At 34.5% G+C, this 14,697-nt stretch carries 13 protein-coding genes; 6 read left to right on the top strand and 7 right to left on the bottom strand.

Annotation, left to right across the window (positions count from 1 at the left end):
• Positions 1-4: 4 nt before the first annotated feature.
• The 5 genes from H3S74_RS04180 to aspS form a co-directional block, all read right to left on the bottom strand.
• Positions 5-1,075 carry a tetratricopeptide repeat protein gene (locus H3S74_RS04180; RefSeq protein WP_110447073.1) on the bottom strand — a complete coding sequence of 357 codons (1,071 nt, stop codon included), beginning with the start codon at positions 1,073-1,075 and terminating at the stop codon, positions 5-7.
• 115 nt (positions 1,076-1,190) lie between these two features.
• Positions 1,191-2,654 carry a 4-hydroxy-3-polyprenylbenzoate decarboxylase gene (gene ubiD, locus H3S74_RS04175; RefSeq protein WP_198247314.1) on the bottom strand — a complete coding sequence of 488 codons (1,464 nt, stop codon included), beginning with the start codon at positions 2,652-2,654 and terminating at the stop codon, positions 1,191-1,193.
• A 56-nt stretch (positions 2,655-2,710) separates the two neighbouring features.
• Positions 2,711-3,127: a hypothetical protein gene (locus tag H3S74_RS04170; protein WP_086359542.1), complete on the bottom strand. Its 417-nt coding sequence runs from the start codon at positions 3,125-3,127 to the stop codon at positions 2,711-2,713.
• Positions 3,124-3,591 (bottom strand): dihydroneopterin triphosphate diphosphatase, encoded by a 468-nt coding sequence (gene nudB / locus H3S74_RS04165; protein ID WP_110447071.1) that lies wholly within the window; start codon positions 3,589-3,591, stop codon positions 3,124-3,126. The genes H3S74_RS04170 and nudB overlap by 4 nt, the downstream gene beginning before the upstream one ends.
• 10 nt (positions 3,592-3,601) lie before the next feature.
• Positions 3,602-5,359, bottom strand: coding sequence for an aspartate--tRNA ligase (gene aspS, locus H3S74_RS04160; RefSeq protein ID WP_198247313.1), 1,758 nt, complete (start codon positions 5,357-5,359; stop codon positions 3,602-3,604).
• A gap of 285 nt (positions 5,360-5,644) precedes the next feature.
• Between aspS and H3S74_RS04155 the strand changes: the two genes are divergently transcribed.
• From H3S74_RS04155 to dusC, 6 genes are all read left to right on the top strand, one after another.
• Positions 5,645-6,190 carry a cysteine hydrolase family protein gene (locus tag H3S74_RS04155; protein ID WP_086359842.1) on the top strand — a complete coding sequence of 182 codons (546 nt, stop codon included), beginning with the start codon at positions 5,645-5,647 and terminating at the stop codon, positions 6,188-6,190.
• 45 nt (positions 6,191-6,235) lie between these two features.
• A complete protein-coding gene (locus H3S74_RS04150) occupies positions 6,236-7,012 on the top strand; it encodes a DUF3100 domain-containing protein (RefSeq protein WP_086354316.1) in 777 nt (258 codons plus the stop codon).
• Positions 7,013-7,022: 10 nt separating this feature from the next.
• Positions 7,023-7,472, top strand: a complete 450-nt coding sequence (locus H3S74_RS04145) for a hypothetical protein (RefSeq protein WP_065577773.1) — start codon at positions 7,023-7,025, stop codon at positions 7,470-7,472.
• Between the two features lie 21 nt (positions 7,473-7,493).
• Entirely contained in the window at positions 7,494-8,813 is a 1,320-nt protein-coding gene (locus H3S74_RS04140) for an amidohydrolase (protein ID WP_110447068.1), read from the top strand.
• Between the two features lie 79 nt (positions 8,814-8,892).
• Entirely contained in the window at positions 8,893-9,672 is a 780-nt protein-coding gene (locus H3S74_RS04135; protein WP_110447067.1) for a molybdopterin-synthase adenylyltransferase MoeB, read from the top strand.
• Complete coding sequence (gene dusC, locus H3S74_RS04130) at positions 9,663-10,613, top strand: tRNA dihydrouridine(16) synthase DusC (protein WP_198221081.1); 951 nt, start codon at positions 9,663-9,665, stop codon at positions 10,611-10,613. Before H3S74_RS04135 ends, dusC begins: the two co-directional genes overlap by 10 nt.
• A gap of 1,047 nt (positions 10,614-11,660) precedes the next feature.
• Here dusC and murJ read toward each other — a convergent pair.
• On the bottom strand, positions 11,661-13,199 hold the full coding sequence (gene murJ / locus H3S74_RS04125) for a murein biosynthesis integral membrane protein MurJ (RefSeq protein ID WP_198247312.1): 1,539 nt from the start codon (positions 13,197-13,199) through the stop codon (positions 11,661-11,663).
• Positions 13,200-13,337: 138 nt separating this feature from the next.
• Positions 13,338-14,693, bottom strand: a complete 1,356-nt coding sequence (locus H3S74_RS04120) for a citrate synthase (protein ID WP_086362290.1) — start codon at positions 14,691-14,693, stop codon at positions 13,338-13,340.
• Positions 14,694-14,697 lie beyond the last annotated feature (4 nt).

The raw sequence follows: 14,697 nt of genomic DNA, 5'->3' as shown, positions 1-14,697 counted from the left end.
GGGCTTATTCGCCCTTTTTATTTTGAGAAAGTTGTTCCAAATATGCTTTAGCATCTTCATCACCTTGCTCGCTAGCTTTGGTGAACCAATAGATAGCTAACTTGATATTTTGTTTAACATCCTGACCTTCAAGGTATTTAATAGCTAAATTATATTGAGCATCAACACTTCCTTGATTGGCGGCTTTATTATACCAATCTATAGCTTTTTTCTCGTCTTTAGGGACCCCACCACCAACATCATACATAACAGCAATATTATATTGGGCATCAGCATTACCACCCTCGGCTGCTTTAGTAAACCAATAAGCTGCTTGAGTATTATCTGGTCTTGTCCCCGAGCCTGTTGCATACATAATACCTAAATTATACATTGCCAATACATGGCCTCGTTCTGCGGCTTGCGTATAAAAATAAAGTGCTGCAACATAATCCTGAGTTAAACCATCACCATTTTGAGACATTAATCCTAAATAATATTGTGCTTCAGCATTATTATCTTTTGCAGCTTGACTAAACCAATCAGCAGCAATCATTCGATCTTTTTCTACATCATCACCAAAAAAGTACATAATACCCAAATTTAAATAGGCATCATAAATACCTTGATCACCGGCTTGAGTAAAATAATTAATCGCAGCAGAAATATCTTTAGCAACTCCCTCTCCATTTTTATACATTAACGCTAAATTATATTTAGCTAAAGCGTAATTCTGATCTGCAGCCAATTTAAAAAATTTAAATGCTTCAGATAAATTTACTTTGGTTCCTAATCCATTTTGATACATATAGGCTAAATTGTTTTGTGCCCTAGCTGATCCCTGTTCAGCAGCTTTATTAAACCAAAAAAAGGCTCTTAAATCATTAACTTCAACACCTAATCCTTGTTTATAAATGGTACCGAGAGTATATTGTGATTGCATATCACCCTTTTCAGCAGCAAGTAATAAAGAAGGTATTAGTGAACTAGGATCGCTCACTTTTAATTCCGTATCAGGCTGTGTTTTAGCTTCAATTGCCATTACTCCACAAGAGATAAATAACATCAAAGCCAATATAATTTGAAGTTTTTTCATAATTGTCTAAATGCCATAATATTGGCAATAATTATACATAATTGCCCTAAAAGGGAATAGTTTTGTTTTGCAATAAACGTTATCCATTACTTTCCCCATTAATTAGTTAAATATATTACAAACCAAGTTCGTGCCAAATTTCATCAACATGGGCTACCACCTTTTCATCTTTCGTAATAATGCTACCCCATTCTCGATTTGTTTCGCCCTGCCACTTATTTGTAGCATCCAATCCCATTTTAGATCCCAAACCAGACACTGGTGAAGCGAAGTCTAGATAATCAATTGGAGTATTATCAACAAAAGTAGTATCTCGGTGTGGATCCATTCTTGTTGAGATCGCCCACATAACATCTTTCCAATCCCTTGCGTTAATATCATCATCACAAATAATAATAAATTTTGTATACATAAATTGTCTTAAATAAGACCAAACGCCCATCATGACTCTTTTGGCATGTCCTGGGTATTGTTTTTTAATTGTGACAATAGCAATACGGTAAGAACATCCCTCTGGTGGAAGATAAAAATCAACAATTTCAGGAAATTGCTTTTGCAATATCGGAATAAACACTTCATTTAATGCTAATCCCATTACAGCTGGTTCATCTGGAGGCCTACCAGTATAAGTGGAATGATAAATTGCATCTTTGCGTCTAGTTAAATGAGTCACCGTAAACACGGCAAATTTTTCAACTTCATTATAATAACCAGTATGATCACCGTAAGGGCCTTCAGCAGCTAGTTCGTTGGGATTGATATAACCTTCGAGAATAATTTCAGCTGTCGCTGGCACTTCTAATTCATTTGATAATGACTTAACAACTTCAGTTCGACTATTTCGTAACAATCCTGCAAAAGCGTATTCTGATAATGTATCTGGTACCGGCGTAACGGCACTTAATATAGTTGCCGGATCTGCGCCTATTGCGATACTAACTGGAAAATTTTCATTTGGATGAGATTTTTGCCATTCAGCAAAATCAAGCGCGCCACCTCGATGCGATAACCAACGCATGATTAATTTATTTTTACCTAATAATTGTAAGCGATAAACGCCAATATTTTGACGCTCTTTATGAGGCCCTTTGGTTACTGTTAACCCCCAAGTTACAAGTGGAGCAACATCTCCTGGCCAGCAATGCATAATAGGTAATTGAGTTAAATCGACCTCATCATCTTTAAAAATTAATTCCTGACAAGGTGCTGAAGACCGATGCTTTACCGGCATATTGAGAACTTGTTTATATTTAGGCAAAACATTAAAAAACTGTCGAATACCTTTCGGTGGTTCAGGCTCTCGTAAAAAAGCGAGTAATTCGCCAATTTCTCGCAATTGCGTGGTATCTTCACGTCCCATCGCCATAGCGACTCGTTTAGCCGTACCGAAAAGATTACACAATACTGGAATTTTATAACCAACTGGATTTTCGAATAATAATGCCGGGCCTTGTGAACGTAATACACGATCAGCGATTTCTGTCATTTCAAGATAAGGATTAACGGGATAACTAATTCGTTTCAGTTCGCCTTGCTGCTCAAGGTAATCTAAAAAATTTCGAAAATTAGATAATGCCATTATTACTCCTTTCAACTCTAAATTACATTAATCAAATACAAGCTGATAAATATTAACTAATCTGCATCGAAGTTTTCACTATATATAGGAACTTCTTTGATCTGATTACACTCAACAATTTTAGGTAATAAAATTTGAAACTGTTGCTGATCAACTTCAGTAAATTTATTTTGATCTACTTGATAAAATAGATAATCCTCAGCTTTATTATCTGTTTGAATCGAAGCTAACCAGTAATTACGATCATCACTATTTTCATTGGCAAAAATTTTAATAATGCTATTTTCTCGTTTCTCAGGTTGATTATGTAATTTATAATCGATAATTTTTTCGGCAATTTGAGAATCATACTCATCAAAAATAATGTAGTCACCTTGATTTGCTTTACATTTTTTTATATTTATCTCAGCATAACTGTTTGACATTAGAAAGAATAAACTAAACAACAAAAAGATATATTGGTTAAATTTCATTTTTGGTCTCTTAAATTAATTTTCTCAATTGAACCAATTTTACCAATAGCCTCACAATTATTTGGTGATACAGTAAGATTGGCTGCACTATTTATAGTTAACCATTGATAAGATAAATGTTCTGTAAGCACTGGCGTTATCTCATCACAAAGAGGTAAATAAAACCAATGCTCTTTATTTATCTTTATTTCTGGTGCATACCGATATCTGAACTGAGGGAAAATTTCAAATTCAACCACATGTTTTGCATCAATTAATTTAAGATTTTTTCCATTAATATCTATACCGGTCTCTTCAAAAACTTCACGAATTGCCGCCTCCCTTGGCAATTCATTTTCTTCCAAACTACCTGTAACTGATTGCCAAAAATTAGGATCATCTTTACGTTGCAACATAAGAACACGCTGAGTGCTTTTACAATAAATAACAACTAAAACTGACTCAGGGTTCTTATACTTTTGCATATAAATACCGTTACTTTTGGCTCACTTCGATACCAAGTTCCTTTAACGCTGCTGGATTAGCTGGACTAGGTGCATCAGTTAACAAACATGTTGCTGCAGTTGTTTTTGGAAAAGCAATAACATCACGGATATTATCTGTTCCAGTTAATAGCATAGTTAATCTATCTAAGCCAAAGGCTAAACCTGCATGCGGTGGCGTACCATATTTTAGCGCATCAAGTAAGAAGCCAAATTTTTCACGCTGATCATCTTCATTAATACCTAAAATTGAGAATACGGCTTGTTGCATTTCACTTCGATGAATACGCACAGAACCACCACCGACTTCATAACCATTAATAACCATATCGTATGCATTAGCTACCGCATTTTCAGGGTTACTGATTAATTGCTCTGGAGTGAAATCCTTCGGTGATGTGAATGGATGATGCATAGCACTTAAGCCTTCGTCTGTTTCTTCAAACATAGGGAAATCAACAACCCAAAGTACTGCCCATTTATTTTCATCAGTTATACTTAAATCTTTACCGACTTTCAAACGTAAAGCCCCTAATGCATCACTAACAATTTTATAGCTATCTGCACCAAATAGTAAAATATCACCATCTTTAGCATCAGCACGATTCAATAAAGCTTCCATTTGAGATTCATTAAAGAATTTAGCTACTGGGCTTTGGACACCAGCTAAACCTTTGTTACGTTCATTAACTTTTATCCACGCCATACCTTTAGCGCCATATACCGAAATAAATTGCGTATAATCATCTAACTGTTTGCGCGTTAATTGTGCACCATTTGGTACGCAAAGCAGTGCAACGCGGCCTTTTGGATCATTCGCTGGCGTTGAAAATACTTTAAAATCGATATCTTTTACTAAATCAGCCACATCAATAATTTCCAGTGGGTTACGTAAATCTGGTTTATCACTACCAAATCGTCGCATTGCTTCAGCAAAAGTTAATATTGGAAAATTACCTAAATCGACATTTTTCACATGTAACCAAAGTTCACGAATCATTTTCTCCATTATTTCACGTACTTGTTCAGCACTCATAAAAGAGGTTTCGACATCAATTTGGGTAAATTCTGGTTGACGATCAGCGCGAAGATCTTCATCACGAAAACATTTAACTATTTGATAATAGCGATCAAAGCCTGACATCATTAGCAGCTGTTTAAATAACTGTGGCGATTGTGGCAATGCATAAAACTCACCATTATGAACACGACTTGGTACAAGATAATCTCGAGCCCCTTCAGGTGTTGCTTTGGTTAACATTGGTGTTTCGATATCTAAAAAGCCATGTTCATTCATGAAAGAGCGAACAAATGCGGTAATTTGGGCTCGAGTTTTGAAAATGGTAGACATTTCCGGGCGACGCAAATCAATATAACGATATTTTAAACGCTGCTCTTCACTGTTATTTTGATTAAAATCAAGAGGTAAGATATCACTACGATTAAAAATAATCAGCTCTGTGGCCAAAATTTCAACTTCACCCGTTGCCATATCTTTATTAACTTGACCGTCAGGTCTTGCTCTTACTTTCCCTTTAATTTGAATACAAAATTCATTACGTAATTCGCCAGCTAATTCGTGTGCTTGTGGGTAATCAGGATCAAAAAAAACTTGCACAATTCCTTCACGATCACGCATATCAATAAAAATCATTCCACCTAAATCTCGGCGTTTATTGACCCATCCACATAGTGTGACTTCTTGATTAATATAACTTGCGTTTAATTGTCCGCAATAAATTGTTCTCATTAAATATATCCTGTGTACAATTGTCAAAAATGATAATTATTATAGAGCAATTTATCGGGGGATAAAGACCATCTATAAAAATAATCCTTATTTAATTTATTTATACTCAGTTTATGATAATAATTTTAATTTATATAATCATTTGTAAATTTATTTAAATTCAATAAGATAATTAATCAAAATACATCTTTTATAAATAAATTTGAAAAATGATTAATTTAATAACTTGTCATATCTGATATTTATTAATAAGCTTTAGGATTATTTAAATATTATTTATTGGATATGAAAGCTTTAATTTCAATTGATTATACCAATGATTTCATTGCTGATGATGGAGCATTAACAACTGGCGCTGTGGGTCAACAAATTGAATCAGAAATGATAAATATAACTCAATCATTTATTAAAAATAATGAGTTTATCGTTTTTGCTATTGATGCTCATAATCCCTTAGATAAATACCATCCGGAAAATTCGCTATTTCCCCCTCACAATCTTGTTGGGACTGTTGGCCAACAATTATTTGGTAAATTACAGCAACTTTACCAACAACATCAATATTCAGACAATATCTACTGGATCAATAAACGTCACTACTCAGCATTTTGTGGTACGGATCTTGACCTCCGTTTACGCGAAAGACATATCACTGAAATCCATCTGATTGGCGTTTGTACTGATATTTGTATTTTACATACGGCTGTAGATGCCTATAACTTAGGTTATAAATTAGTTATTCATCAAAATGCTGTTGCAAGCTTTGATCCCATTGGCCATCAATGGGCTTTAAAGCATTTTCAAAATACCTTAGGAGCAACCGTAGTATAAGAAGTGCAGTGTAAAAATAGATAAAAAAATGAAGAAGGAGCAAGAATGGAAGTTTTACGAGACTATAAATTGCATTTAATTGCCTTTTTAGTAGTAATTATTTGTGAGCTTATCGGCAGACAAACTATATGGATTATTGCAGTTTATCCAATGCTATATGCAATGATTTTTGGTGGCATCATTAGCTTCCCAAAACTAAAAATATTAACCAACAAAAATATGCAAAATGCAAGTCTTGTGATGATGGTTACATTAATTCTACTTGTGGCAAAACTTGGCGTAGCTGTAGGCCCGAAAATTGATATGATTTTAGAAGATGCCAAGCTAGCCCTAATTTTTCAAGAATTAGGTCATTTTGCCGGAACCATTTTACTGGGCCTACCATTAGCAATGATATTAGGTATGAAACGAGAAGCCGTTGGGGCTACTTATTCGGTAGCTCGCGAACCTAATATCGCCATAGTTGCAGATAAATATGGTTTAGATTCACCCGAAGGTCGAGGTGTCATGGCTATGTATGTCTGCGGTACGCTTTATGGTGCGATTTGGATGAGTATTCTTGCCAGCTTAATAGCACAATTGAACATTTTACACCCATATGCGTTAGCAATGGGAGCTGGCGTAGGTAGTGGAAGTATGATGGCAGCCTCACTTGCACCAATAAGTGATTTATACCCTGACTTATCAGAAAACATTAATGCTTATGCTACCACAGCGAATTTAATGTCGGGAATGGTGGGCATGTATATTTACACACTATTTTCCTTGCCTTTCGCTTCTTTTATGTATAACACTTTAGACCGTTTCCGACGCAAGAAATAAGGATGTCATAATGAAGATTTTTGAGACGATTTTTGTATTTATTTTAGTCGCCATTATTATGGCAGCTGGTAACACCGTGGGATATAAAATTGATTTGATTTCATCGCTTGAAGCAGTAGCGATGCTAGTTATTATCTCTATTGTAGGACTGTTAATCAGTAAGTTACCTGGATTTAATAAATTACCGGTAATTTTATGGGTATCTGTGGTTGCAGCTATCATGTCAGCACCAATATTCCCATACCATCAAGAAATTGTTGCAATTACTGATCAAGTGTCATTACTTGCTGTTTGTACTCCTATACTTGCTTATGCAGGATTGGCTATCGGTAAAGATCTTGCACTATTTAAAAATATATCTTGGCGCATTATTCCCGTATCTTTAGCTGTTTTTTCTGGTACATTTATTTTTGCTGCTATAATTGCTCAAGTCACACTACACTGGGAAGGCGTTATCTAAATTTAGATAAGGATTTTATTTATGACAAAAGAAGAACTAAAGAAAAAAGTTTGCGATGCAATTGCAAATCGAAAAGCAGATATCAAGTCAATTGCCGAAGCAATTTGGTCAGAACCAGAGCTTGGTTACAAAGAACATAAAACCGCTAAAAAAGTAGAAGATGCTTTTGAAAAATTAGGTGTTCCTTTTAAAAATAAATTAGCCTTAACCGGGGTAAAAGGTCGTCTTAAAGGCGGTAAAGGTAGCAAATATAGTATAGCGGTTATTGGTGAGCTAGATGCTATCATCTGTGCCGACCACCCAGCTGCTGATGAAACATCAGGTGCAGCTCACTGCTGTGGACATAATGCCCAAATAGCCAACATGATGGCGGTTACCATGGGATTAATTGACTCAGGTGCAATGGAATTTTTAGCTGGTGATGTAGTACCATTTGCCGTTCCTGCAGAAGAATATGTTGAAATTACTTATCGAAATCGATTAATAGAAGAAGGTAAGATTAAATATATTGGTGGTAAACCAGAATTAATTTCACGTGGTGATTTTGATGATGTTGATATGGCATTACAAATACATTTAACCAGTGTACCTGCTGAACGCCAAGATGGTTTTATTGAGATCTCAACTACAAGCAATGGCTTTATTGGTAAACTAATAAAATATAAAGGTGAAGCATCCCATGCTGCCGCAGCTCCTCATGCTGGTGTAAATGCATTAAATGCAGCTATGATGGGAATGATGGGTGTACATGCTATCCGTGAAACATTTCAAGAAAAAGATTATATTCGTTTTCATCCAATTATTACCCAAGGTGGTGATTTAGTAAATGTTGTACCAAGCGATGTAAGAATGGAAAGTTATGTGCGAGCAGGTAATGTACCAGCCATGATTGATGCTAATGAAAGAATTAATCAAGCACTAAAGGCAGGAGCAATGGCTGTTGGTGCTACTTGTGAAATTAAAGATCTTCCAGGTTATCTGCCGTTAAATAATAATCCAACACTCAATGATTTTCTAAAACAAAATGCTGAAAATTTAATTGGTGAAGAAAATGTTTCAATTGCACCTCATATGACAGGAAGTACCGACACAGGTGATCTATCGCATATTATGCCAGTAAGTCACCCTTGGATTGGTTCGGTTAGAGGCGTGTTACATGGTAAAGATTACACCGTATTTGATGAAGATATGGCTTATATCCGCCCTGCACAAATGATGGCCTGTACCATTATTGATTTACTTTATGATGATGCTGAATCAGCTCAAACACTAATGGCAAACTACAAGCCACTTATGACAAAAGAAGAATATTTAACATTCCTATCTGGTTTTGATAAATAAAGTTAAAAACTTGGCACAATCATGTGCCAAGTTTTTGTTATACTATACAAATCATTATCAACAATAACTATCACTTCATATGTTAACGCTTTCTGATCAAGAATTGCTACGCTACGACCGACAAATCACTTTGCATGGATTCGATATCGACAAGCAGCAAATTTTAAAAAATAGTACAGCATTAATTATAGGATTAGGCGGGTTAGGTTGTGCTGCTGCCGTCTATTTAGCAGCATCAGGCATCGGTAAACTAACATTGATTGATTTTGACACAATATCAGCGTCGAATTTAAATAGGCAAATTTTATATACTCAACAATCAATAAATCAGTATAAGGTTGAAGTCGCAAAACAAGCATTATGTAATATTAATGCCGATATGATTATTGAAACAATTAATCAGAAACTGAGTGATAATGAGCTAATTTCCCTAATCAAACAACATGATATCGTTATTGATTGCACCGATAATTTAACTAGCCGTGAACAAATTAATCGCTGTTGTTTTATCGAAAAGAAACCATTAATTTCTGGTGCAGCAATCCGCATGGAAGGTTTACTCACTGTATTCAATTATCAAGAGAATCAACCATGCTATCAATGCTTAAGTCAATTATTTGGGCAAAACCAGCTGACGTGTATTGAAGCGGGCGTAATGGCTCCATTAGTTGGTATGTTCGGTTCAATGCAAGCTCTAGAGGCAATCAAAGTACTTACAAATTATGGAAAACCTTTAATTGGTCGAGTTCTAATGATTGATAGTATGACAATGGAATTTAACCAAGTCATATTTACTAAACAAACTAATTGTATTGTGTGTGGAAACCAACATGCTAAACAGGATTTAAAATGCAAATAAATCGCATCATTTTAGCACCAATGGAAGGGGTTCTTGATTATCATGTGCGGCAAATATTAACCGAAATCAATCAATTTGATTATTGTGTAACTGAATTTGTAAGAGTAACCCAGCATAAATTATCAAACCGAACTTTTTATCGACTATGTCCAGAACTTTATAATGAAGGAAAAACCTTATCAGGAACGCCAGTCCGAGTTCAACTATTAGGACAATCTCCTGAATGGATGGCAGAAAATGCCATTAGAGCGCTTGAACTAGGTTCTTATGGCATAGATATCAATTTTGGTTGTCCCGCTAAAACCGTTGTTGGCAGCCACGGTGGTGCTTATTTATTACAATATCCCGAACAAATATTGAAGATTGTAACGCAGGTTAGGACAGCAATTGGCTCTATCCCAACTTTATCGGTTAAAATTCGATTAGGTTGGGATGATAAATCTCACTGTTACGAAATAGCTGAAGCAATTGAACAAGCTGGAGCTAATGAAATTGTTATTCATGGACGAACAAAAATTGATGGATATAAAGCCGAGAAAATTGATTGGCCAACCATTGGTAAAATTAAGCAAAAATTAACCATTCCTGTTATTGCTAATGGTGAAATATTTTCTGCTGAAGATGCTAAAAATTGCATAACACAAAGTCATACAAATGACATTATGCTAGGTCGAGGAATACTTAATATTCCTAATTTAGCCAATACAATTCGTTTTAATCATTCACCATTAAATTGGCATCAAGTAATGCAATTACTACTTCGTTATGCAATGACATCAATCGAAGATGTTAAACCACTTTATCATTCGGCTAGGATAAAGCAGTGGTTAGCTTATTTAAGGCAATATTACCCACAAGCATCAATATTATTACCTGAAATCAGGCAACTAAAATCACAAAATGATATCTGCGAATTCCTGAACAACCACTTAGCTAATTAGAGGTAATCTAATCGATTTTATTGTCTCTAATTCGTGTCTTATTAAAATGATATTGAGTAGTGATATTAAGAATTATACAAATTAATGAACTAAGTAATAACAACAAAAACAATTTATGAATACTATTAAAAATAGCACTAAATGAATCAACATAATATTTTGATGGATTATTATCAATAAGGCTAAAGACAATAAAAATCACCGATAAAATAAAAATACTTGATATTGATATGCTTTTAACAAGTTTTCCATATCGAATTTTATCAGAGAAAATCTTAAAATTCCGCTTACTTATGATAAGACCTAGCAATACAGCAAACAAATAAATAGTAGCTAAATAATTATGTAATGTACCAGAAAATAAAGCTGTAAAAGCGTTACTTTCCAAAATATAACCTTTCAATAATATAAAACAGCTAAAAGTAGAAAAAACAATATAATGAATTTGTGAGAGATTCTTTTCAGTTAAACGAAACTTGTTTTGACTTTTAACAAAATAACCTTTTGAGAATTCAATTAAATAATATAACAGCAAAGCTTCAAGTAAATATCGGATAATAGCAAAAGTTATGCTAAGAAATATTTGCCCGAACGGCGATAGAGTTTGCAAGTGAATGTTAGTATTTATCGAAATAAAATAAGCTATAACTGAATAAATCGACATTAAAATGATTAATGAAATGACATTAATTCTATTAACTATATTAATATGAGCTGAATACAGAAATAACGTTAAAATACCAAACGTCCATAGAATTTCAACCAAACAAACATCTAAAAGAATTCGCAAAAAGAATGATGAATTCAAAAAAAGATGCCAGAATAGACCTTGTGGCAATAAAATATCTGTTTGTAAAAATAAAACCAATATAGTCAATAATATGCTTATTAAAAAATAGACTAAACTGCCTATTAGCGACAATTGGAAGAAGGACCCGTTTTCCATTTCTATTTAATTTCCTAATTATCAATGTTTTTATTTATTGATAATAACTCGTCATTCAACTCTTTTTGAATAACTGGTTTTAATTAGCAGGTAAAAATAATTTATTCAATTCGTTTAATAAAATGCTTTATTTTAAACCCCATTAAAGCCAGTGATCCGAAATAGATGCCAATACCAACTATAACCAACAACAATAGACGACCAATTCTGGTTAACATTGAGCCAGTAGACCAATCAGGTAATAACTGAGCACCAAACCATAAAGTCAAAGACATCAATACAACAGCAATAATTACCTTGATTAAAAATCGATACCAGCCAGGTTGAGGTTGATAAAGATTCTTTTTACGTAATTGCCAAAATAATAAACCGGCATTAAAACAAGCAGCAAGGCCAATTGATAATGAAAGCCCTGCATGTTGTAATGGCCCAATAAATGCCAAATTCATTAACTGAGTTAATATCAAAGTGACAATGGCTATTTTAACTGGTGTTTTAATATCTTGTCTGGAATAAAACGCAGGAGCTAATACTTTAATTAAAATCAGCCCGAGTAAACCAATTGAATACGCAATTAAAGCACGTTGAGTCATTAATGTATCATTCAAAGTAAATTGCCCATACTCGAAGAGTGTTGAAACTAATGGTTTAGAAATTACACCTAATGCGACAGTACTTGGTAATGCTAGTAAAAAACAGAGACGAAGGCCCCAATCTAATAATTCAGAATATTGCTGTTGGTCACCTTTAGCAAAACTTTTAGCTAAAGATGGCAATAAAATAGTACCTAGTGCCACACCGAGCACACCGGCAGGAAACTCCATAAGTCGGTCAGCATAATACATCCAAGAAACAGAACCCGAAATTAAGAATGATGCAAATATCGTATTAATGATCAACGATATTTGACCAACCGAAACACCTAAAATAGCAGGACCCATCTGTTTTAACACTCGCCAAACACCACTATCTCTAAAGCTAATCAGAGGTAAAACTAACATACCAATCTTTTTTAAATATGGTAGCTGATAAAGCAGTTGTAAAACACCACCAATAACGACCGAAACAGCGAGTGCAAGTACTGGCGGATTAAAATAAGGTGTTAAAAATAATGTACAAACTATCATACTTAAATTAAGTAAAGTTGGCACAAAAGCAGGAACAGAAAAACGATTCCAGGTATTAAGTATGGCACCAACTAATGATGCGAGTGAGATAAAAAAGATATAGGGAAATGTTATTCTCAACATTACAGTAGCAAGCTCAAACTTTTCAGTTGAATCTTGCATAAATCCGGGTGCAGTTAACATTATTATAAAAGGTGCGGTTATAACACCAATTAAGGTAACAATAGCTAATACTAGCGTTAGTATCCCTGCAACATAGGCCACAAAAGTACGTGATGCCTCAATACCTTGCTGATTTTTATATTCAGCTAAAATCGGTACAAACGCCTGTGAAAAGGCACCTTCGGCAAATATACGACGAAGCAAATTTGGTAATTTGAAAGCAACAAAAAAGGCATCAGTTGCCATCCCCGCACCAAAAAAGCGGGCAATAATCGCATCACGAACAAAGCCTAAAACTCGTGAAACCATTGTCATTGAGCTGACTGTAGCTAAAGATTTTAAAAGATTCATATATAATTTATGTACAAAGTACATAGCTAAAAACGATTAATTAGGTATAGTCTACAAACTATTGTTCTAAATCACCACGATTTTTTAATAAGCAATATTTTTGGGCGCTACCGTCAGAGAATACTGACGGTAAATAAACTAACGATCTTTTAGAGGAGTAAATGACATAAGTTGTCCAATGTTTTTATAGGCTGGACGTATAATTCGACGATCATCAAAATTGAGTTCTTCAATGCGATGAGCACACCAACCAACAATTCGCGACATAGCAAATAGAGGGGTATAAACTTCTTTAGGTAAACCAATCATGTCGTAAACAAACCCTGAGTAAAAATCGACATTGGCACAAACTTGTTTTTTGGTTCTGGCATTTTTACGATTCACCACCGCATGAATAGCTCGTTCTTCTAATAAATTTAAGAAGTTATACTCTTTTTCACGGCCTTTTTCTTGAGCTAATTTATATGCCATCTCTTTTAGTAACATTGCCCGTGGATCTGATACCGTATAAACAGCATGACCAATACCATAAATTAGCCCTTTTTGATCAAAGACCTCTTTATTTAAAATACGTTGTAAATAAGCATCAATTTCATTCACATCAGTCCAATTTTTAATCTCATCAGCAAGATGTTTAAGCATTTTTCCTACTTGTAAATTTGCTCCGCCATGTAATGGGCCTTTCAATGAACCAATCCCAGCGGCAATCGATGAGTAAGTATCAGTACCCGTTGAACTTGTTACCCGAACGGTAAATGTCGAGTTATTACCACCACCATGCTCAGCATGAATAATCATCGCTAAATCAAGTACTCGTACATCTAACTCTGTATATCCTCCTGACCCTTTCATCATATAAAGAAAATTTTCCGCAATTGAAAAATCCTCATGAGGATGGCGAATATGTAAGGATTTACCTTTAGCGCTATGACTTAACATATTATAAGCATATGCAATAATAGCTGGAAATTTAGCAATCAGATCTATGGATTGACGCATTAAATTATCACGAGAAGTATCATCTGGCAGTGAATCATAAGTATACATTTCTAGAACAGTTCTAGCCAAAATGTTCATTACATCGTGCCCTTCAAGCTCCATAATTGCAATCTTGGTTTGCTTTTCTAATGCCATTGATTCACAGAGTAAACGTGAGAAATCACGTAATTCTTCTTTATCGGGCAAAGAACCAGATAAGAGTAAATAAATAGTCTCTTCGAAACCTGTACGTTGTTCTTTTTGTGCATTATGTACTAATTCTTCAATATCGATACCACGATACAATAATTTACCCGCAATGGGTTTCAATGAACCATCATCTAAGCGTTCATAACCTAGTACATCGCCAATTTTAGTTAATCCTACTAAAACCCCAGTATGATCGGCATTACGCAATCCACGTTTTACATTAAATTGTTCAAATAGCTGTGATTCAATTTTGCTCGTGTTTTTAATCGTTTCCGATAATTTATAAACCAAAAACTTTTCTTTCATTAAT

Origin of the sequence: Gilliamella sp. W8126 (assembly GCF_016102185.1) — a bacterium.
Taxonomy (GTDB): domain Bacteria; phylum Pseudomonadota; class Gammaproteobacteria; order Enterobacterales; family Orbaceae; genus Gilliamella; species Gilliamella apis_A.
Note: the sequence above shows the minus strand (reverse complement) of the source record. Positions and strands in the feature narration are given on the sequence as shown.